This is a genomic window from Mesorhizobium denitrificans (assembly GCF_003403035.1).
GTDB classification, from domain to species: domain Bacteria; phylum Pseudomonadota; class Alphaproteobacteria; order Rhizobiales; family Rhizobiaceae; genus Mesorhizobium_G; species Mesorhizobium_G denitrificans.
This window is the reverse complement of record NZ_QURN01000005.1, coordinates 330,468-349,986: the sequence shown is the minus strand read 5'-3', so window position 1 is coordinate 349,986 and position 19,519 is coordinate 330,468. Positions and strand designations below refer to the sequence as shown.

At 56.5% G+C, this 19,519-nt stretch carries 17 protein-coding genes; 8 read left to right on the top strand and 9 right to left on the bottom strand.

Annotation, left to right across the window (positions count from 1 at the left end; translation table 11 throughout):
* Window positions 1-5 precede the first annotated feature (5 nt).
* On the top strand, window positions 6-1,412 hold the full coding sequence (locus DY251_RS08510; RefSeq protein ID WP_116623435.1) for an HlyD family type I secretion periplasmic adaptor subunit: 1,407 nt from the start codon (window positions 6-8) through the stop codon (window positions 1,410-1,412).
* 1 nt (window position 1,413) lies between these two features.
* Window positions 1,414-3,030, top strand: coding sequence for a tetratricopeptide repeat protein (locus tag DY251_RS08505; RefSeq protein ID WP_116623434.1), 1,617 nt, complete (start codon window positions 1,414-1,416; stop codon window positions 3,028-3,030).
* Window positions 3,031-3,036: 6 nt separating this feature from the next.
* Here DY251_RS08505 and DY251_RS08500 read toward each other — a convergent pair whose 3' ends face one another.
* The 5 genes from DY251_RS08500 to DY251_RS08480 all read right to left on the bottom strand — a co-directional run bounded on the left by DY251_RS08500 (window position 3,037) and on the right by DY251_RS08480 (window position 7,885).
* On the bottom strand, window positions 3,037-3,822 hold the full coding sequence (locus DY251_RS08500) for an ABC transporter permease (RefSeq protein WP_116623433.1): 786 nt from the start codon (window positions 3,820-3,822) through the stop codon (window positions 3,037-3,039).
* Window positions 3,819-5,000: an ABC transporter permease gene (locus tag DY251_RS08495; protein ID WP_116623432.1), complete on the bottom strand. Its 1,182-nt coding sequence runs from the start codon at window positions 4,998-5,000 to the stop codon at window positions 3,819-3,821. Before DY251_RS08495 ends, DY251_RS08500 begins: the two co-directional genes overlap by 4 nt.
* Window positions 4,997-6,061, bottom strand: coding sequence for an ABC transporter ATP-binding protein (locus DY251_RS08490; RefSeq protein ID WP_116623431.1), 1,065 nt, complete (start codon window positions 6,059-6,061; stop codon window positions 4,997-4,999). Before DY251_RS08490 ends, DY251_RS08495 begins: the two co-directional genes overlap by 4 nt.
* A 115-nt stretch (window positions 6,062-6,176) precedes the next feature.
* Window positions 6,177-7,217, bottom strand: a complete 1,041-nt coding sequence (locus DY251_RS08485) for an ABC transporter substrate-binding protein (RefSeq protein ID WP_116623430.1) — start codon at window positions 7,215-7,217, stop codon at window positions 6,177-6,179.
* 119 nt (window positions 7,218-7,336) lie between these two features.
* Window positions 7,337-7,885 (bottom strand): cupin domain-containing protein, encoded by a 549-nt coding sequence (locus DY251_RS08480; protein ID WP_116623476.1) that lies wholly within the window; start codon window positions 7,883-7,885, stop codon window positions 7,337-7,339.
* A 124-nt stretch (window positions 7,886-8,009) separates the two neighbouring features.
* Here DY251_RS08480 and hisD point away from each other — a divergent pair, with 124 nt between their 5' ends.
* Window positions 8,010-9,284, top strand: a complete 1,275-nt coding sequence (gene hisD, locus DY251_RS08475) for a histidinol dehydrogenase (protein ID WP_116623475.1) — start codon at window positions 8,010-8,012, stop codon at window positions 9,282-9,284.
* Here the strand turns inward: hisD and ade are convergent.
* The 3 genes from ade to DY251_RS08460 form a co-directional block, all read right to left on the bottom strand.
* Window positions 9,281-10,975, bottom strand: a complete 1,695-nt coding sequence (gene ade / locus DY251_RS08470; protein ID WP_116623429.1) for an adenine deaminase — start codon at window positions 10,973-10,975, stop codon at window positions 9,281-9,283. The genes hisD and ade overlap by 4 nt on opposite strands.
* Before the next feature lie 64 nt (window positions 10,976-11,039).
* On the bottom strand, window positions 11,040-12,221 hold the full coding sequence (locus DY251_RS08465; RefSeq protein WP_245415898.1) for a DUF2778 domain-containing protein: 1,182 nt from the start codon (window positions 12,219-12,221) through the stop codon (window positions 11,040-11,042).
* Between the two features lie 376 nt (window positions 12,222-12,597).
* Window positions 12,598-13,668, bottom strand: coding sequence for an aldo/keto reductase (locus DY251_RS08460; RefSeq protein ID WP_116623427.1), 1,071 nt, complete (start codon window positions 13,666-13,668; stop codon window positions 12,598-12,600).
* A gap of 122 nt (window positions 13,669-13,790) precedes the next feature.
* Between DY251_RS08460 and DY251_RS08455 the strand changes: the two genes are divergently transcribed.
* The gene (locus tag DY251_RS08455; protein ID WP_116623426.1) at window positions 13,791-15,437 is read left to right on the top strand and encodes an alpha/beta hydrolase; all 1,647 of its coding nucleotides are present in this window, start codon (window positions 13,791-13,793) and stop codon (window positions 15,435-15,437) included.
* Between the two features lie 9 nt (window positions 15,438-15,446).
* On the opposite strand, the gene DY251_RS08450 is transcribed toward DY251_RS08455, so the two are convergent.
* Window positions 15,447-15,989, bottom strand: coding sequence for a hemerythrin domain-containing protein (locus DY251_RS08450; RefSeq protein WP_245415897.1), 543 nt, complete (start codon window positions 15,987-15,989; stop codon window positions 15,447-15,449).
* Between the two features lie 128 nt (window positions 15,990-16,117).
* Here DY251_RS08450 and ccoN point away from each other — a divergent pair, with 128 nt between their 5' ends.
* Genes ccoN through ccoP form a run of 4 tightly spaced genes read left to right on the top strand, consistent with a single transcriptional unit; the run spans window position 16,118 to window position 19,498 of the window.
* On the top strand, window positions 16,118-17,728 hold the full coding sequence (ccoN, locus tag DY251_RS08445; RefSeq protein ID WP_116623424.1) for a cytochrome-c oxidase, cbb3-type subunit I: 1,611 nt from the start codon (window positions 16,118-16,120) through the stop codon (window positions 17,726-17,728).
* A gap of 11 nt (window positions 17,729-17,739) precedes the next feature.
* Window positions 17,740-18,471: a cytochrome-c oxidase, cbb3-type subunit II gene (gene ccoO, locus DY251_RS08440; protein WP_116623423.1), complete on the top strand. Its 732-nt coding sequence runs from the start codon at window positions 17,740-17,742 to the stop codon at window positions 18,469-18,471.
* 9 nt (window positions 18,472-18,480) lie between these two features.
* Window positions 18,481-18,633, top strand: coding sequence for a cbb3-type cytochrome c oxidase subunit 3 (locus tag DY251_RS08435; protein WP_116623474.1), 153 nt, complete (start codon window positions 18,481-18,483; stop codon window positions 18,631-18,633).
* Between the two features lies 1 nt (window position 18,634).
* Complete coding sequence (gene ccoP, locus DY251_RS08430) at window positions 18,635-19,498, top strand: cytochrome-c oxidase, cbb3-type subunit III (RefSeq protein WP_116623422.1); 864 nt, start codon at window positions 18,635-18,637, stop codon at window positions 19,496-19,498.
* Window positions 19,499-19,519 lie beyond the last annotated feature (21 nt).

Here is a 19,519-nt window from a genome sequence, read left to right as displayed (position 1 = left end):
GTGCCATGACTAGCGCAAGCGCAACCCTTGAAAAGTTTCGACCCTCTGGTGCCAAGCGGAAAGATCCGACCACGCCAGCGCTACTGGAATTTCAGTGGCCTTCGGCAGCAGTCATCAACACACCGATACCAAGATCGGCGAGAGGCACAATCTGGGTCGTTTCGAGTTTTGTCGCTGTTGCGATTGCATTGTCGGCTGTTCTGCCGGTTGATCAGGTTGTGACGACGCGCGGCCTTGTTGTATCAAAATCACCGAACATTCTTGTGCAACCGCTGGAGACGGCAATCATCCGCTCGATCATGGTGCATGAAGGTGATCGTGTCCAAGCAGGACAGGTGCTGGCCCAGCTTGATGGAACGTTTGCATCGGCTGATCTTAGTGCGCTTACAAATCAGGTCACGTCGCTGGATGCGGAGGTTTCGCGCCTCAAGGCAGAAGCAACCGGGCAGCAGTTCAAATATTCTGGTCTTGATCCAGCGTGGACTTTGCAAGCGTCGATCTATGAGCAGCGCAAAGCAGTTCTTGATGCCAAGGTCGAAAATTACAACCGACAGCGCGACGAACTAAGTTCGGTGATTGCGCGTTCTCAGTCTGACGCGGATGGATATCGCCGTCGCCTTGATGTGGCGGAATCAATTTCACAAATGCGCAAGAAGCTTGAGGCCAGCCAGGTTGGCAGCAAGCTGAATTCGCTGCTTGCTGAGGACAACAGCGCAGAAATGTCGCGCTCGCTGGCCAATGCGCAGCAAACCGCCGAGGCAGCACGGCGACAGCAAGGCGCTGTAACTGCTGAGCGCGACGGATATATCCAGAGTTGGCGCGCGGATGTGTCCCAATCGCTTTCGGAGGCCAGTGCCCGGCTTATAGACGCGCGCGAGCTATTGTCCAAAGCGAAGCTGCGCAAGCAGATGGTGCAGTTGAAAAGCGAGTCCGATGCGATCGTGCAATCCGTTGCGCGCGTGTCCGTCGGTTCGGTCCTGCAATCTGGTGATAGGTTGATTACGCTGGTTCCGCTCAATGGCGGCCTAGAGATTGAATCGAACGTTGTTGGTAGGACGAGCGGCTTCATTCATACCGGCGATCCGGTTGCCATCAAGTTCGATACGTTCCCCTATGCGCAATACGGAATGGCGCATGGCACCGTTCGCATTGTCAGCCCCGATTCTTTCTCTGCGCAGGATCAGGCGCGAGACCGCAATAGTTCAATGGCGATGCTTCCTTCAGAAACAGAGCCGTTCTATCGCGCGAGAATTACGATCGATCAGGTCGCGTTGCATGACGTTCCCAATGATTTTGCTATAGTTCCGGGCATGCCGGTGACGGCGGATGTGAAGGTGGGTCAACAGACGATCATTTCTTATCTGCTTGGCCGCATCCTTCCCATCGGACGGGAAGCAATGCGGGAGCCGTAACATGGCTGTCCTAGACAAGATTGCGACAAAACTAATGCCTGCCCGCGCGCTGCGGCGGGGACTTGAGCTTGCGGAGGCAAACAAGCCTGCGGAAGCGTTTGCCATGATTGCGGCGGCGGCGCGGGCAGGCGTTCCCGAGGCCGAACTTCGTATTGCTCAATGCTATCTGGACGGCGACGGCGTGCCACCCAGCCGTGCTGAAGCGGCGCGTTGGCTGGGTCGCGCATCTGACAAGGGCAACGCGCAGGCGCAGGCTTTGCTTGCTGGCCTTTATATGACCGGCCTCAATTTGCAGGCTGACGAGAGCGGAAATTCGCATTCGGATCTATTGTTTGAACAGGACGCCACAGGCGACCCTGATTTTGTTAAGGCGCATGAACTGGCTGTGAAATCTGCGCAAGGTGGCTCAGCCAATGGGCAGGCGTTGCTCGCCTATATCTTGACTGTTGGGCCGCCCTCGTTGCGAAACCTTGATGAAGCTTACAAATGGTATCTCAAATCGGCTGAGGCGGGATGTGCGGAAGGCAGTCTTGGACTGGCACTTTTGCTCGCTCAGCGTAATGGCGATCCGGCTGAAAAAGCGCGGATGATGACGGAGTTGAAAAGCGCCTCCGAGTCCGGTCTACCGACTGCGACATATATCCTTGCTGTTGTGAGTGAACAGGGAATTGGCACGCTGGTTGACGTGGAAGCAGCTGCAAAACTTTATCGAGAGGCTGCGGAGCAAGGCCTGCCGTCCGCACAGTTTCGCTTGGGAACTGGTCTTGTTGAAGGTCGGTTTGGACAGACTGACGAAGCCGAAGGTGTTGCTTGGCTAAGGCGTGGCGCGCTGGGAGGTGTTGGCGAGGCTGCGAGTTATCTGGGGGACTATTTCACAAAGGCGCAGCCGCCAGACTTCAAGGAGGCGGCAACCTGGTATCAACGCGCCATCGACGCGGGCTATGCGGCGGCTTCAAGACAGCTGGCCTCGCTCTATCTCACCGGCTATGGCGTGATGGAAGACCGTGCCGAGGCTGAGCGCTTGTTGCGTGTCGCAGCAGACGGCGGAAATCTAGATGCGGGGGCCGATCTCGCAAATCTGGTGATGAAGGATCCAGATCGCGCGCAAGAAGCCGAGGCTGTTCCAGGCTGGTTCCGAGATGCGGCTCAAGGCGGCGATTTTGTTGCTGCATTCAATCTTGGGCTCTGTTTTGCAAAGGGTGTCGGCGTTCAGCAAGATGACCGCAAGGCCGCGCAATGGGTTCGCCGTGCGGCAGAAGAAGTTGCTGAAGCGCAGTATATGTATGGACGCATCTTGCAGGATGGCCGGGGCGTTCCAGTCGATTTGCGGGAGGCGCGAATTTGGTTCGCACGCGCTGCTGCCGCTGGGGTTCCGGACGCACGCGTTGCGCTTGCCGAGATGCTATTGAACGGCGATGGTGGATCACCGATGCCGGACATGGCGGTCCAGCTATTTACGCAGGCAGCTAAGGCGGGGCACCCGAGCGCGATGTACGCGTTGGGCGTACTTTATGACACGGGTGGCCCACTGCCCAAGGACACAGGCGAAAGCCGGAAATGGCTGACTGCTGCAGCGAGCCATGGCCATGAAATGGCTGTGCAGATGCTCAATCGCTGAATTGCGTTATCGGCGTGCGAGCGATTTGCGCGAAAGTATCAGGATCAGCGCGACGAATATCGTACCTACAATGAATACGAATGCGGCAGCGGCAATTGCGGGGCTGATATTCTCACGGATTGAAGAGAACATTTGTCGTGCCAAAGTGCGCTGATTTGGTCCTGCTACGAACAGGGTTAGCACGACTTCATCGAGCGAGGTCGCGAAAGCGAAAACCGCGCCTGAGATGATGCCGGGCAGGGCAAGCGGCAGCGTTACGCGCGCGAGTACTGTAACGGGATGTGCGCCGAGGCTGGCGGCGGCTTGCTCAAGCCGGGGATCAATCGCTTGCAACACGGACAAAACGTTGATCACCACAAACGGCACGGCAAGCACCGTGTGAGCGATGATGACGCCGAGATAAGAGTTCGTGAGATTGTAGCGGGCGAACATCAACTGCATGCCGACACCGAGCACGACCGCCGGTACGACCATCGGCAGAAGGAAGGCTGTGCGGATGAATGACAGTGACCAGAAAGAAGCGTGGTTTCGCAGCCCGAGCGCGCCGAGAGTTCCTAGAACCGTTGCCAGGGCCGTTGTTCCTGAGCCGATAATCAGACTGTTCACGATCGAACGGCGCCAAACGTCAGCGGTTACAAGCTCGTTGAACCAGCGTGTTGAATAGGCTGGAATTGGGTAGTTTAGGAACACGCTGTCTGTGAAAGAGAGCGGCAGGATTGCGATCAGTGGCGCGAGCAGGAAAAACATGATCGCTGCGCCAAAAACGACTTTTGCAACGTTGAGGCCGTTCATCGCTTGGCTTGCTCCTCTCCAGAGAGCCGCAGATAGACGGTGTATAGAATGAGCGTTGCCACGAGCAGTACGAGGCCAAGCGCACCCGCCATGCCCCAGTTTGCTGCGCCGGTTGCATAGTAGGCGATTACGGAGCTGATCATCTGGTCACGCGCGCCGCCGATCAGGGCAGGGGTGATGTAGTAGCCGAGCGCACTCATGAAAACGAGCAGCGAGCCGGAGACGATGCCGCGTGTCGACATTGGTAGCAGTACGTTCCAGAAAGCGCGCAACGGTGGCGCGCCAAGAGATGCGGCGGCGGGCATCAGGTTCTTCGGTATGCCAATCAGAACGCTGAAGATCGGTAGCACCATGAAAGGCAGCAGCACATGTGTCATGGCGATGATTACGCCCGCGCGGTTGAAAATGAGTGGCAGGGGGCTGTTGATTAACCCGAGCGCTGTCAGGCTCGAATTTATGAGGCCGTTGTCCTGCAACAGAATGAACCACGCGGCGGTGCGCACGAGCAGCGATGTCCAGAGCGGAAGTAACACAGCGCCGAGCAAAAGCTGGCGTTTCCAGCCGTCAACCGATGCGGCGATCATCGCGTAGGGCAGGCCAATCAGTAGGCAAGCCAAAGTCACGCTGAGCGACACCACAAATGTACGGATCAGGGTTGCACGGTTGGCCGAACTGCCTTCGGGCATTTCCTGAATATCACCTGCGGTGGAGCGCTCCAGATCGACTGCCGCAAGCAAGTTGCGGTCTGTGATGGTGGAAGCGGTCGCGGTCTTTACCGGTTGCCAGAAAGCAGGGTCCGACCACCGCTCGTCTATAGCAACCAGATCATTCGCAGCGGGGTCCGCTTTTACCGCGTTGCGCGTTTTCGGCATCAGGGTGCGAAAGCCTGATTTGGCGCTATTCAACCGTCGGACGAGATCGCCGAACAATTGGTCATCATCTATGGCGCGGAGATCTTCTGCAAACGCCGTTTGCATTTCAGGCGAAGGTGGAGATGTACCATCCCAACGTTCTATGATCGCGCTTGTATGCGGCAATGCACGCGCGCCAATTGGATCTGAAATTGCTGCCGAAACCATTGTGTAAAGCGGTGCAGCGAAGAAGAAGACCAGAAACAGGACCAGCGGCGCGACGAGCGCGAGCGAGACAAGCCAGCTACGCTTGCGATCGTCCTTCATTGAGCGACAACCCAGCAATCTTCTGGCGCGAAGCTGAAATCCATCTTCTGGCCAGCTTCCGGTGCCTTGACGGCGCGGTCTGAGCGCACCAGCAATTGGTGGCCATCAGCATCCAGAAGCAGTTGTAGATGGTCGCCGTGATAGACTACGTCTCGGACAGTTCCGCTGAGAATATTGGCGGGAGCTTGAGCTTTGCCGGAACGGATGCGCTCAGGCCGAATAGACAGGCTCACCTGCGTGCCGGCATTCAAGTTGGGCGCGCTCGCTTCAAGTGTGCTTCCACTTGGCAGCTGGATTATTGCGCGACCATCGCCTGATTGTTTGATCGTCCCCATGATGAGGTTTGTTTCACCAACAAATTCCGCAACGAAGCGCGTCGTCGGGTGATCGTAAATCTCCGAGGGTTTTCCGATCTGCTCGATCTTGCCGTGATTGAAAACGGCGATGCGGTCGGACATCGTCAGCGCTTCGCCCTGGTCATGTGTCACGAAAATGATCGTGAGGCCGAGCCTGCGGTGCAACTCGCGTATGTCGAGTTGCATCTGTTCGCGCAACTTCTTGTCCAGCGCACCCAATGGTTCATCCATGAGCACGACTTCCGGTTCGAAAACCAGTGCGCGCGCGAGCGCCACACGCTGCTGCTGTCCACCAGATAGTTGCGATGGCCTGCGCTCGCTCATTGTGCCAAGCTGCACCATGTCCAGCGCGCGCTTGATACGCCCGTCAGCTTCGGCGCGTGGCATTCGGCGCATTTTCAGTGGGAAGCCAACGTTCTCTGCAACGCTCATATGAGGAAAGAGAGCGTAGTTCTGGAAAACGACGCCCATGTTTCGCTTGTGAGGCGGTAGCGCGTCGACCTGCCGACCGCCGACGAAAATCTTGCCGGAGGTGGGCTTTTCGAAGCCGGCAAGCATCATCAGGATCGTCGTCTTGCCAGAACCTGATGGCCCCAGCATGCTGACGAACTCGCCCCTACTGATGGATAGATACAGCTCGTCAACAACGTTGAACGTTCCGAAAGACTTGCTGACTTTTTCAAAACTAATGAATGGGTCTTGCATCAATGCCGCCGCAGAAATCCTGTCAGGAGAAATACAGGTTAGCGCGCATTTGGCGCAGCGCCAGAAAAATCAGCGGAACGTCGCGCAAACGACGTTCCGCTATTGTTAGGCGACCCTACTGTGCGAGCCACGCGTTGAAGCGCTGCGTCAGCTCTTCTGAGTTGTCCGTCCAGAAATCGGCATTAAGCGGAATGGCGTTTTCCAGATTGGCCGGAGTGGTCGGAAGCTCAGGTTGGAATTTCGCATCGACCATTTTGGCTGCCTCGAGATTCGGCAGACCATAGGCGACATATTCCGGGAGCTTCGACTGGTTTTCAGGTTTCCCCGCGAAAGCGATGAAATCCATCGCGGCGTCCTTGTTCTCGCTACCCTTCAGGATCACCCAGCTATCGATAGCATAGATGCTCTGCGGGAAAACAAAGTTGAAATGCTTGCCCTCGGAACGATTGATGCCGGTGATGCGGCCATTATAGGCCGATGTCATAACCACTTCGCCGGAGGACAGGAGCTGCAACGGCTGCGCGCCCGCTTCCCACCAGACCATATGCGGCTTGATCTCATCGAGCTTCTTGAAAGCGCGGTCCACGCCTTCCGGGGTTCCAAGCACCTTGTAGACATCTGCGGGCGCAACGCCGTCAGCCATCAGCGCGAACTCAAGCGAATATTTTGCGCCTTTGCGAAGGCCGCGCTTACCGGGAAACTTCTGCACATCCCAGAAATCTGCCCAGGATTTCGGCCCTTCCTTCAGCTTGTCACCGTCATAGCCAATGCCGGTGGACCAAACGATGGCGCCAACGCCACAATCGCTGACTGCTGCGGGCAGATATGCTTCCTTGCCGCCAAGCTTCGACCAGTCGATTGGTTCGTAGATGCCGTCAGCGCAGCCAAGTGCGAGTTCTTCGGACTCAACCTGCACAGCATCCCAGTTCGGCGAGCCTGCCTTTACCTTAGCCTGGAGAACGCCATAGCCGCCATCCCAGCTTTCATCCAGCAAAGGCTTGCCGGTTTCCTTGGCGAATGGCTCGAAATAGATTTTCTTCTGTGCATCCTGATAGTTTCCGCCCCACGACACGACGGTGAGATCTCGCGCTTGCGTGGTGAGCGTTCCACCGATCAGGGCTGAACAGGCGATGAGTGAAGATATCAGAAGTTTCATTGGCCTTCCCCTTTTTATCCTTCAAAAACACGGCTTTTTGCGCCGCATTAATGACAGAAGATCACAGACAAGCGGTCCTGTCAGTCAATTCGCGCCCTGTGGTGATTATTCTCAACCGGTCAGTAAGTAGGTGGTGTGACGGCGCTAACGATTTCGCTTGTTCCGTCGTGCACATTTCGAAAGCGATGTGGTTGCCGGCTGTCAAAATAATAGCCGTCACCTTCGCGTAGTATCTGGACGTGGTCGCCAACAGTGACCTCCACCGCACCTTTCGTCACCATGCCCGCTTCTTGCGCGGCGTGGGTGAAAGTGTCACCGGAGTCGCCGCCAACAGGATAGATCTCGTGCAGCATCAAGACCTGCCGGTTCGGATGATCCAATCCTATGACGCGGTAAGAAATCGTCTCCGGCCTGCCGATTTCCACCATTTCTGACGCTTTATAGAATGGCGAATAGGGCAGACTGGACTGCAGATCCGAAAAAAATCCGGGCAGGGTGGTGCCCAGCGCGTCGAGTACAGCGCTTAGCGTGTCGATGGACGGCGACATACGATCTCGCTCAATCAGCGATATTGCAGAGTGTGAGACGCCAGATCGTGTCGCGAGTTCACGCACGCCCAAATCGCGCCTGCGCCTGAGTTCTCTAAGCTTCGCGCCTATTCTTGGCATGGTCTTCTCCGCACAAACCGTGGTGAGAATAATGAACGATGATGCCTTGGGCAATTGCCGCATGAGTGGGTTTCAACGAGTGTTGGAGTGGCGCGAGGCCGCATCAATCAGCAAAGGCAATCCAATGGCGACCGGATCGGGATTTGAAAGCAAGATCGTTCATGTAAAGGCGCCCGAGGCAGATGCCGCGTCCGACGCTGTGGCGGTGGAAGCTGCGGTTAAGAAGATCGTTGCGGATGTGCGCGCCGAGGGCGATGCGGCGGTGCGTCGCTATGCAAAGCAGTTCGACAAGTCGGATCTCGAAGTCTTTGAAGTGAGCATGGCGCAGCGCGAAGCCGCTGTTGCCGCGCTGGACCCGCAGACGCGCAAGGACACGGAGTTTGCCATCGGTCGCGTACGAGCTTTTGCCGAGGCGCAGCTTGGTACAATGCTTCCGCTTGAGATCGAGGCGCTGCCGGGCCTTCATCTTGGGCATCGCGTGATACCTATCCATACTGTCGGTGCCTATGTGCCGGGCGGTCGTTATCCGATTCTGTCCGCGCCGGTGATGACAATCGTGCCGGCCAAGGTTGCTGGCTGTGCCGAGGTGATTGCATGTCTGCCGCCCGTAGCGCATGAGGCGATGATTGCTGCCTGCCATCTGTCAGGTGCGGATCGCATTTTCCGGGTGGGCGGGGCGCAGGCCATCGCTGCAATGGCGTTTGGAACGGAAACGATTCCTGCCGTCGACAAGATTGTCGGCCCCGGAAACGCCTATGTAAACGAGGCCAAGCGTCAGGTGTTCGGTCCGGTTGGCATCGACCAGCTCGCTGGGCCGAGCGAAATTTATGTTGTGGCGGATGAGACAGGCAAGGCGGCGATGATTGCCACGGATTTGCTGGCACAGGCGGAGCATGACATTCGCACCCGCGTTGGCCTGATAACCACTGATCGGGCGCTGGCTGAGGCGACCCTGGTCGAGGTGGAGCGCCAACTCGAAACGCTGCCCACGGCGAATGTCGCGGGCGCAGCTTGGCGCAGCAATGGTGAGATTGTTGTTTGCGCCGATGAGGCGGCGATGATCGCTTATTCGGATCATATTGCCGCTGAGCATTTGCAAGTTCACACACGCGACCCGCAGGCAACCGCGAAAAAGCTTTCGAACTACGGCTCACTGTTTATCGGAGAATTGGCGAGCGTCGTGTACTCAGACAAATGCTGCGGCACGAACCACACCCTGCCGACGATGGGCGCGGCGCGCTATACGGGCGGGCTTTGGGTAGGTTCCTACGTCAAGGTCTGCACGCATCAATGGCTTGAAAAGCCCGGCGTTGAAGCCGTTGCACCGCCCGCCATTCGCCAGAGCGCGACAGAAGGTATGGAAGGCCACCGCCGCGCCGCGGCCCTAAGATTGAGCTAAGTTACGAAGTCGAACTGATCGACATCTACGAGCCCGCGATCCGTGATTTTCAGGTGGGGGATCACGGGCAGAGGCAGGAATGCGATCTGCAGGAATGGCTCTTCCAGTGTCGCTCCGAGTTGCTTGGCGGCTGCGCGCAGCGGTCCCAATTGTTGGCGAACATAATCATAGCTTTCGAGACTCATGAGCCCGGCAACGGGAAGAGCGATTTCGGCAAGTACCTTACCTTCGTCAACGACGACGAAACCACCCTCGATTTCAGAGAGACGGGTTACGGCACGAGCCATGTCGGCCTCGCTTGTGCCGACCACGCATATGTTGTGGCAGTCGTGTCCGACTGTTGAGGCGATTGCGCCGCGCTTGAGGCCGAAGCCTTTCACAAAGCCCACCGAAACGTTGCCGTTTCGTCCATGCCGTTCCACAACGGCGACCTTGATGACATCCTGATCGAGGTCGATCAGTGTTTCGCCATTGCCCTGCGGCAGGCCAATCCGCAAATGCTCTGTAATGATCTTGCCGGGAATGACGCCGATGACAGAACTCTCGTTCGCCGGAGCGGCAATGAAATCGGATGCGGAAACAGAACGAATGGAAACACTGCTTCGGCCTACTGGCGCGACCGTTTCGCGGCCATTGAATAGCTCGTCTGTTACGATCCGCCCTGCCGAAATAACGGTCTGCGCATGGCAATTCTCAAGACTGTCGAGGACCACGATATCGGCGCGCCAACCCGGTGCGATCAGGCCGCGGTCACGTAGGCCAAATGCGCGCGCGCCGGAAATACTTGCCGCGCGATAGATTGCCAGCGGTTCGACGCCATTCGCGATGGCGTGGCGGATCATGTAATCCAAGTGACCATGTTCGGCGATGTCGAGCGGATTGCGATCGTCGGTACAGAGCGCGATGAAAGGCGAATATCGTTCGGTGATAATCGGCAGAAGGCTGTCGAGGTCTTTCGAGACGGAGCCTTCGCGGACCAGGATATGCATTCCCTTGGTGAGCTTTTCGCGTGCTTCTTCTGCTGTGGTTGTTTCGTGATCTGTGCTAATGCCTGCAGCGAGATAGCCGTTGAGCGGCTTGCCGCGCAACAAGGGTGCGTGGCCGTCAATGTGGCCTGTCTGAAAAGCCTCCAGCTTGGCTATGCAGGTGGGATCCTTGGCCAGCACACCCGGATAGTTCATGAACTCCGCAAGCCCGATCACTTTGGGATGGTCGGCAAACGGCAACAGGTCTTCGATGTCGAGTCGCGCGCCGGACGTTTCCAGATGAGTGGCCGGAACGCAGCTTGAAAGCTGCACTCGTACGTCCATGATTGTGCGGTCTGCACAATCGAGAAAATAGCGAATACCTTCCGCGCCGAGCACATTGGCGATCTCGTGCGGGTCGCAAATGGCAGTTGTGATTCCGCGCGACAGCACACAGCGGTCAAACTCGAACGGCGTCACCATCGAGGATTCGATGTGGAGATGCGTATCTATGAAGCCGGGAACCAGCACTTTGCCAGATACGTCTATCTCGGTTTTACCTTGATAGCTGTCACAGGTGCCGACGATGCGGTCGCCGCAAATTGCGACATCGCCCGCCACCAACTCACCTGAAACGAGATCGAAGAAACGGCCATTCTTCAGCACGAGTTCGGCGGGCTCGCGACCTATCCCTTGATCGATGCACTGCTCAAGATTGTTGCTCAATACTCTTTTCCCGGATTCGCCTACCGTGCTCCAGAGAGCACGATCCGCCCGGAAAGAGCAATCACTAGCCGTTCGACGCCATACGGATGCCGGTTGACCGTCCACCGCTTGGAATAACGACGATCTGCCTGACCTTGCCTTGCTTAAAGGCTTTCAGGAACTTGTTGTAATCTTTGAAAGCGACGCAGCCATGCGACTCTGCGCGCCCACCGCGCAACAAATAGCTGTGAGTCAGGAAGCCATCGCGGCCGTATTTGTTCCTGCCGTCAACCGGCAGCATGCGGATGGCCTCTACGCCGTGAAACAGGCGCTCGCGCATTTTCAGATTATAGGTGTGAGGCGGGGTAGGGCCGCCCATTTTCACGCTTACATAGCGCGCATTGTCGGCCATTTTGCCAACGCCGGAATGTGCTTCGAGCACCGAACCATCCGGCATGTAAACCTTGGCCGCGCTAATATCGTAAACCGCCACGCCACCGCCACCCTTTATGCTGCCGCTGCCGCCGAAAAGATCGCGCAGTGAACGGCCAAGCGAGCCACGCTCTGGCTGATTTGGCGCATCTGGGCGAGCATAAGCGAGCGAGCGGGGCTTCGTTGCGGGTTCTGGCGCGGGCTTGGCTTGCTCTTCCTGATCGTCCTGAGGCTCGACCTGCTTGGCCGCGCCCATTGGCTTCAAAGGAAGCTGCACGTTGGGACGAAGCTGTGGCAATGGCCCATCGGAAGGCGTTTCGTCATATACGTTTGCGGAATCGTCGTCTGGTGCTGCGCCTTCGTCCGGCACGGCGGCCATATCGTCTTCCTGATCCGCGTCCTCAGACAGCAAGGCCGAGAAGGCGGTAACAGCGCTGGCATCATCGCCCGGCGTCGCATAGGCCAGCATGACTGGCGCTTTATCTGACGCGGCATCCGCGTTGTCGCCAAAGCGCTCGGAAGCGGGCATATCTTCGCTGGCCGCTATGCGCGAGGATTTTGCTGGCGACGGCTTGGCGAAAAGGCTGGCAAGTTTTTTAGAGTTCAGGCCGGCTTTTTTCTGGACGGCTTCAAAGCGCGCGTCAGGCGTTTCAGTATCGCCTTTTAGAGCTAGATCGAATTGACGAGCCAGAGTCTGGCCGTCGACAACAAAGCTGGCCGCAACGACGGGGCGCGAATTCGGCGCGATCAAGAGGCGCTGATGCGCGATATTAACCTTGACGGTTGATGCATCTTGCTGAGGTTCTTCAACTTTTGCGATTGCTGGGCGCGGCATCTTCATATCGGCTGCAAGAGCCAAAGGATGCCCAAACCCCAAAATTCCGGCCATAGCCCAAGCTGCGCCGCCGCAAAAAGCGGTGGCAATGCAAGTAATTAAGAGGCGATGCCGAGACTGAGAACCGACGGGATTATTCACCAACTCATACCAACCAGTTTGTCGCGCAGATACACGCTGTCGGCGAATTTGCCGAGCCTGCACGAATTCCGGATTGTCCCCAATTTGTCCAATCGTTCGAGCGAAGATGGACAAATATGGTTAAATTTTGCTTTGCGGCAACCCTGCTTTTCAATGCTTTTTTCGCCTAATCACCGAAATTATCTAGTTGCGCCGCTTCCATGCAGATCGGATGTGGCGAATTTCTGGCCTCGCTTTAGGTGTTATTTTTGCCTCTCGGTGCCGGACCCAGCAGAGAAAGATCGGCGAGGCTCAGCCTGTCAGACGCGGTCTGCATCTGGTGCCAGTAGGGATACAGAATCGGTGGGGCGCTCACCTCATCCAGTCGCGCGCGCTCCTCATCGGTCAATTTTAGGTCCGCTGCTTTCAGATTGTCAGCGATCTGTGCCTCGGTGCGTCCGCCAATTACGATTGATGTAACCGCAGCGCGCCCGAGCAGCCATGCCAGAGCAACCTGAGCACCGGAAACGCCGCGTGCGTCAGCGATTTCCACCAACGCGTCGACAATATTCCAAAGCCGGTTTTCATCGCGAATTGGCGGTTCGTTCCAACCCGCGAGTTGGCGCGTGCCTGCCGGCGTCTTCTGATTGCGACGGTGTTTTCCCGACAACAAGCCGCCCGCGAGGGGCGACCAGACAAGAATTCCGAGACCTTGATCCAGCGAGATCGGAACGAGTTCGTATTCTGCTTCGCGTGCTTCCAGCGTGTAGTGAATCTGTTGCGAAATGAAGCGAGGCAGGTGCTTCGACTCGCTGACCGCCAGGGCCTTCATGATGTGCCAGCCGGAATAGTTGGAACATCCGACATAGCGGATTTTGCCTTGCTCGATCAGTGTGTGCAGAGCGCCGAGTGTTTCTTCCAGTGGCGTTTGACCGTCCCACTCATGAACCTGATATAGGTCGATTACATCTGTGCGTAGCCGCTTGAGGCTAGCTTCGCACGCACGAATAATATGGTGTCGCGAAAGACCGCGATCATTTGGACCATCACCCATGGGAAAGCGCGCCTTGCTTGCGAGCAAGACACCACCCGGCCTTTTGCCGCCTAGAGCTTCGCCAATGATCTCCTCGCTTCCCCCTCTGGAGTAAACGTCTGCTGTGTCGATCAGATTGACACCAGCATTAATCACCATCTCGATTTGGCGTTTGGCCTCGGCTAACCCGACATTTCCGACCTTTGCGAACGGCCCCTTGCCGCCCATTGTCATGGTGCCGAGTGTAAGCACGGATACTTTCAGACCTGAGCGACCGAGCAGGCGATATTCCATCGAGCGACTCCTTTTGAGGGACGATATTGAACGGTGAATTGGCGACTGTCACCGTTTGTGTGGGGAGATGCTTGCCGACATTCATCAATGAGGCTACGCAATTGTCAAAGTTGAGGGTGACAATGCGGATCTTGCGCAATTTATGGAATTCTCTGACGGCAATCGGCTTGCTGATCGGTACGATATTCTTTGCCTTTTCGCTGACACCCAGTCTCCTGCCACGCGACTTTGTATTGCAGGGAGCTCTGTCGGGGGTCTGCCTGACCGCCGGATATCTTCTAGGCACGATCCTTGTCTGGCTTTGGCGCTATCTGGAATTGCCTCCATTGCCCGAGTACGTCGCACGGGCGTCACTTTGGGTAGCTGCCATAGCCAGCGCCCTGGTCGCGACGGTCTTTCTTTGGAAGTTCGTTGAGTGGCAGAATATCACCCGCTCACTCATGCATATGGAGCCTGTTGAAAGCGGAAGACTGGTTGAGGTCGGCTTGATCGCCCTCGGCGTATTCGTGGTTCTTCTTCTGCTTGGCAGGCTGATCGGAAAGCTCGATCGCGGCGTAAGTGGCAAACTCGGCAATCTCATGCCACGCCGCGTGGCCAATCTGGTGGGTTTGCTACTCGTCGGATGGATCATCTGGGCGGTGACCGACGGTGTGCTTTTCCGGGTAGCGCTGCGCGCGGCAGATTCGTCCCTCCAGCGGCTGGATGCGCTGATCGAACCCGATGTCGCCAGGCCGACAAGCGCGGAAAGAACGGGTGGCCCCGGTTCGATTGTCGGTTGGGAGGGACTTGGTCGAATGGGGCGAGCCTTCGTGGCCTCGGGGCCGAGCGGCAAGGATATTACTGCATTTACGGGCAAAGAGGCGAAAGACCCCATTCGCGTCTATGTCGGGCTGAATTCTGCCGACACTGTGCAGGATCGGGCAAAACTGGCGCTTGAGGAAATGAAGCGCACCGGCGCTTTCGACAGGTCGGTTCTGGTTGTGATAGCGCCTACAGGAACCGGTTGGGTCGACCCGGAGGCGATGGATACACTGGAATATCTGCAGCACGGCGACATTGCGAGCGTGGCGGTTCAGTATTCCTATTTGCTAAGTTGGCTGTCGCTGCTGATCGAGCCTCAATATGGCTCTGACACAGCCAGGGCGCTTTTCAATGAAGTCTATAAATACTGGTCGGCGCTACCAAAAGAGCATCGGCCGCGCCTATACCTGCATGGGCTTAGTCTGGGTTCGCTCAGTTCGGATGCCTCACTGGATATTTTCGACATTGTCGGCGATCCGATACAGGGTGCGCTGTGGAGTGGCCCGCCATTCTCCAGCAGAACCTGGAAATCAGCTACCGCAGGGCGCGAGGCGGGATCGCCAGTATGGCTCCCGCGTTTTCGTGATGGTTCCATTATCCGCTTCTACAGTCAGTCAGGAGTTGCGCCCGGCGATTACGCGCAGTGGGGACCAATACGTATTGCATACCTTCAATATGCGAGTGACCCGGTGGTTTTCTTTGATCCTTTCGCGTCGTATCGAGAGCCGGATTGGATGAAGCCGCCGCGAGGCCCGGATGTTTCGCCAGCTCTACGTTGGTTTCCGATTGTTACACAACTGCAAATCGGGCTGGATATGGCGATTGCCACAAGCACACCGATGGGCTTTGGCCATGTTTACGCGCCAGAAGACTATATCCAGCCTTGGGTAGACGTAACTCAGCCATCCGGCTGGAGTGCTGAAGATATTGAGCGGCTCAAAACCTATTTTCGAGCCAAACGAGACTGAGTTCGACCGTTAGCCGCTGCTTTTTGCATCCTGCTGCGGTTCCGTGATGGCTGCGGGAAGCACGAACTCTCGCTCAAACGCAATGTGTCGCCTCACGGTGTCAAAAAAAGCGCGAAGCATAAAGCCGAGCGCTTCCGGATTGTCGATTTCTCCACCGTGGCCAATCCATAATAGATGCTCGCAGATTTGTTCCGCTGCGCCTTCATCATACATATGCTCGGATTTGAGTCGAAGCACAGTGGCTCTGCGCATCGGATGCACATCGCTCTGCCGCTCGAAAATCGGAAAAAGGACTTCTTCCTCATAGCGGTGAGATTCGCGAAGTAACGGCAGCAGCCGGCTTGCAATGCGAATGCAATCAAGCCTGCATACCCGATATGGCAAACTGTCAGCGATCGATTCAAGTTGGTCGCACAGATATGCTTTTTCCGCGTAAACAAGCGAAAGCTGCACACACGGTGTTTGTTCTCCAGCTTTGCAGACGCATGCGACCATGCATTCGTCGTTGTGGAGGCAAATCAAAGACGTTTTTGACTGCGCAGCCGCCTTCACTGCCTTCTCCCAATTTTTCGGCAAAGCTTATGCGCAAGTAAGTCAGTTGTTTTTGATCTGGATCAAGGCACACTGCGCATGGCAATCATAGGTGTCCAGCAAGCTTGGAAGTCCGATGAGAGGGGTCCATGAGATACGGTACTGAAATCGCACTGTTGGTGCTTTTTACATTCCTAGCCTTGCTGGGTGCGGCTTTTGCCGCTGACGAGCCATTTCGTCAGCATATGACGATTCTGTTCTTCGTCCTTGCTGTCAGCACTGTCGTGCTGCTGCGAAATACGAATTTTGCACCTGCCGCGCCGGTGGACCCCGACGCTTATATGGACGGGCCAGTCCGCTACGGCGCGATTGCTACCGTTTTTTGGGGTGTCGTGGGCTTCCTGATTGGGGTCGTTGTGGCACTCCAACTCGCTTACCCGGACCTCAATATCGAGCCTTGGTTCAATTTTGGGCGTATGCGGCCACTGCATACTTCGGCAGTCATTTTTGCCTTTGGTGGCAACGCGTTGATCGCGACGTCGATGTATGTCGTGCAGCGCACTTCGCGTGCGCGCTTGTTCGGCGGCAATCTCCCCTGGTTTGTGTTCTGGGGCTATCAGCTTTTCATCGTAATGGCTGCGACAGGTTATCTGTTGGGTATCAGTCAGAGCCGCGAATACGCTGAGCCGGAATGGTATGTCGACATTTGGCTGACTATCGTTTGGGTCGCCTATCTCGTCGTTTTCCTCGGCACTATAATCAAGAGAAAAGAACCGCACATCTACGTTGCGAACTGGTTCTATCTCTCGTTTATCGTAACCATCGCGATGCTGCATGTCGTGAACAATCTCGCCATGCCGGTTTCGATCGTCGGTTCGCACAGCTATTCGCTCTTCTCGGGCGTGCAGGATGCGCTGACGCAGTGGTGGTATGGTCACAATGCGGTAGGCTTCTTCCTGACCGCAGGCTTCCTCGGCATGATGTATTACTTTGTGCCTAAGCAGGCTAATCGCCCGGTATACTCCTACCGTCTTTCGATCATTCACTTCTGGGCGCTGATCTTCCTCTACATCTGGGCCGGTCCGCACCACTTGCACTATACGGCGCTTCCCGACTGGGCGCAGACGCTTGGCATGGTGTTCTCCATTATGCTGTGGATGCCTTCGTGGGGCGGCATGATCAACGGTCTGATGACGCTCTCGGGTGCCTGGGACAAGATTCGTACTGACCCAATTATCCGCATGATGGTCACTGCGATCGCGTTCTATGGCATGGCAACGTTCGAGGGGCCGATGATGTCGGTCAAAGCGGTCAATTCGCTTAGCCACTACACAGACTGGACGATCGGTCATGTGCATTCAGGTGCGCTGGGCTGGAATGGTCTGATCACCTTTGCTGCCATGTATTACATGGTGCCGAAACTGTGGGGTCGCGAGCGTCTTTACTCGCTGCGCATGGTTACATGGCACTTCTGGCTCGCGACGCTTGGCATCGTGGTCTACGCAGCAGTCATGTGGGTTGCCGGCATTCAGCAGGGTCTGATGTGGCGCGAATATGATGATCACGGCTTCCTGGTCTATTCCTTCGCGGAAACGGTCGCAGCCATGCATCCCTACTACGTCATGCGTGCGCTTGGTGGTGCCATGTTCCTCGCTGGTGCACTCGTCATGGCCTACAACATCACCATGACTATCCTCGGCTATCAGCGTGAGGAAGAGCCGATTGGCGGTCGTTCAACCGCTCTTCAGCCTGCAGAATAAGGACTGACGCCATGTCGTTGATGGATAAACATGCAATTATCGAAAAGAATGCGACGATATTGCTGATCGGTTCGCTGCTTGTCGTAACGGTCGGCGGTATCGTCGAGATCGCCCCGCTCTTCTATCTCGAGAATACCATCGAGAAAGTCGAGGGAATGCGGCCTTACTCACCGCTGGAACTGGCTGGGCGCGACATATACGTCCGCGAAGGATGCTATGTCTGCCACAGCCAGATGATCCGCCCGTTCCGTGATGAGGTAGAGCGCTATGGTCACTACAGCCTCGCCGCGGAATCTATGTATGATCATCCGTTCCAATGGGGCTCAAAACGCACCGGGCCAGATCTGGCGCGGGTGGGCGACCGCTATTCGAATGCCTGGCATGTCCAGCATCTGGAAGAACCTCGTTCGGTGGTTCCTGAATCGATCATGCCTAGCTATGCGTTCCTGAAGAACACGCAACTCGACGTAAAAGACTTCTCCACTCACCTGGTGGCGAATGCTCGCGTCGGCGTTCCGTATACGCAGGAGATGATAGACAACGCCCAGGCAGATTTGCTTGCGCAGGCTAACCCCGATGCGGATACGACTGGCGTAGAGGCGCGTTACCCCAAGGCTAAGCTCGGCGATTTCGATGGCAATCCGCAAGCGCTTACCGAGATGGACGCGCTTATAGCCTATCTCCAGATGTTGGGCACATTGGTTGACTTCAAGACCTACGATGAAGCCAAGAACGCGCGATAGGAGGGCATGATGGAAACCTATACCGCCATGCGGCACTTCGCAGACAGCTGGGGCCTTTTGGCCATGGCGATTTTCTTCGTCGCAGCAGCAATTTTTGCGTTCCGTCCCGGCAGCCGCAAGTCTGCGGACGATGCAGCGCGCATCCCTTTCAAGGAAGATTGACATGAGCGAGAAACATATTGACGAAATCTCGGGCGTGTCCACAACGGGCCACGAATGGGATGGTATCCGCGAGCTTGATAACCCTATGCCGCGTTGGTGGGTGTGGACGTTTTACGCCACTATCGTCTGGGCAATCGGCTACACGATTGCTTACCCGGCCTGGCCTTTGATCAGCAGCGCAACACCCGGGCTATTGGGTTTTTCAAGCCGGGTTGAAATCCAGAAAGAGCTTGCGGCGGCAAATGACGCGAAGGCGCAATATGTTGCGTCCATCGGAACAAAAACCATTGAAGAGATTCAGGCGGACGATACGCTGCGCACATTCGCGACCGCAGCTGGCGCGGCGGCATTCAAGGTGAATTGCGTGCAATGTCACGGCTCTGGCGCGGAGGGCTCCAAGGGTTTTCCAAACCTGAACGATGACGACTGGCTCTGGGGCGGTAAAATTACCGATATTCAGCAGACAATCGCGCATGGCATTCGTTTTGATGCCGATCCCGACACGCGCATTTCGGAAATGCCGGCATTCAAGGATATACTGCAGCCGGAGCAAATTTCCGCTGTTTCGTCCTATGCCGCATCGCTCATGGGCTTCCCTGCGGATCAGGCGAAGCTGGACGATGGCAAGAAGCTCTTCGCGGAGAATTGTGCCTCTTGCCACGGTGAGGATGGAAAAGGCATGACAGATGTTGGCGCGCCGAATTTGACCGACGCAATCTCGCTTCTGGTTCACTCGGAAGCTGATATTGAGAGCCAGGTTCGTTCGCCGAAACACGGCGTGATGCCTGCATGGCAGGGACGTCTTGGTGAAACGACGGTGAAGGAACTGGCGACCTACGTCTATTCGCTTGGCGGCGGACGATAAGAGCTGGGAGGACTGGCACCG

Bases quoted from the DNA above. Each gene is read 5' to 3' on its own strand.
- DY251_RS08455 (WP_116623426.1), top strand. From the start codon at position 13,791: ATGCGGATCTTGCGCAATTTATGGAATTCTCTGACGGCAATCGGCTTG.
- DY251_RS08490 (WP_116623431.1), bottom strand. From the start codon at position 6,061: ATGCAAGACCCATTCATTAGTTTTGAAAAAGTCAGCAAGTCTTTCGGA.
- ccoO (WP_116623423.1), top strand. From the start codon at position 17,740: ATGTCGTTGATGGATAAACATGCAATTATCGAAAAGAATGCGACGATA.
- DY251_RS08435 (WP_116623474.1), top strand. From the start codon at position 18,481: ATGGAAACCTATACCGCCATGCGGCACTTCGCAGACAGCTGGGGCCTT.
- DY251_RS08485 (WP_116623430.1), bottom strand. From the start codon at position 7,217: ATGAAACTTCTGATATCTTCACTCATCGCCTGTTCAGCCCTGATCGGT.
- DY251_RS08500 (WP_116623433.1), bottom strand. From the start codon at position 3,822: ATGAACGGCCTCAACGTTGCAAAAGTCGTTTTTGGCGCAGCGATCATG.
- hisD (WP_116623475.1), top strand. From the start codon at position 8,010: ATGGCGACCGGATCGGGATTTGAAAGCAAGATCGTTCATGTAAAGGCG.
- DY251_RS08480 (WP_116623476.1), bottom strand. From the start codon at position 7,885: ATGCCAAGAATAGGCGCGAAGCTTAGAGAACTCAGGCGCAGGCGCGAT.
- DY251_RS08465 (WP_245415898.1), bottom strand. From the start codon at position 12,221: ATGCCGCGCCCAGCAATCGCAAAAGTTGAAGAACCTCAGCAAGATGCA.
- DY251_RS08510 (WP_116623435.1), top strand. From the start codon at position 6: ATGACTAGCGCAAGCGCAACCCTTGAAAAGTTTCGACCCTCTGGTGCC.
- DY251_RS08460 (WP_116623427.1), bottom strand. From the start codon at position 13,668: ATGGAATATCGCCTGCTCGGTCGCTCAGGTCTGAAAGTATCCGTGCTT.
- ccoN (WP_116623424.1), top strand. From the start codon at position 16,118: ATGAGATACGGTACTGAAATCGCACTGTTGGTGCTTTTTACATTCCTA.
- DY251_RS08505 (WP_116623434.1), top strand. From the start codon at position 1,414: ATGGCTGTCCTAGACAAGATTGCGACAAAACTAATGCCTGCCCGCGCG.
- ccoP (WP_116623422.1), top strand. From the start codon at position 18,635: ATGAGCGAGAAACATATTGACGAAATCTCGGGCGTGTCCACAACGGGC.
- DY251_RS08495 (WP_116623432.1), bottom strand. From the start codon at position 5,000: ATGAAGGACGATCGCAAGCGTAGCTGGCTTGTCTCGCTCGCGCTCGTC.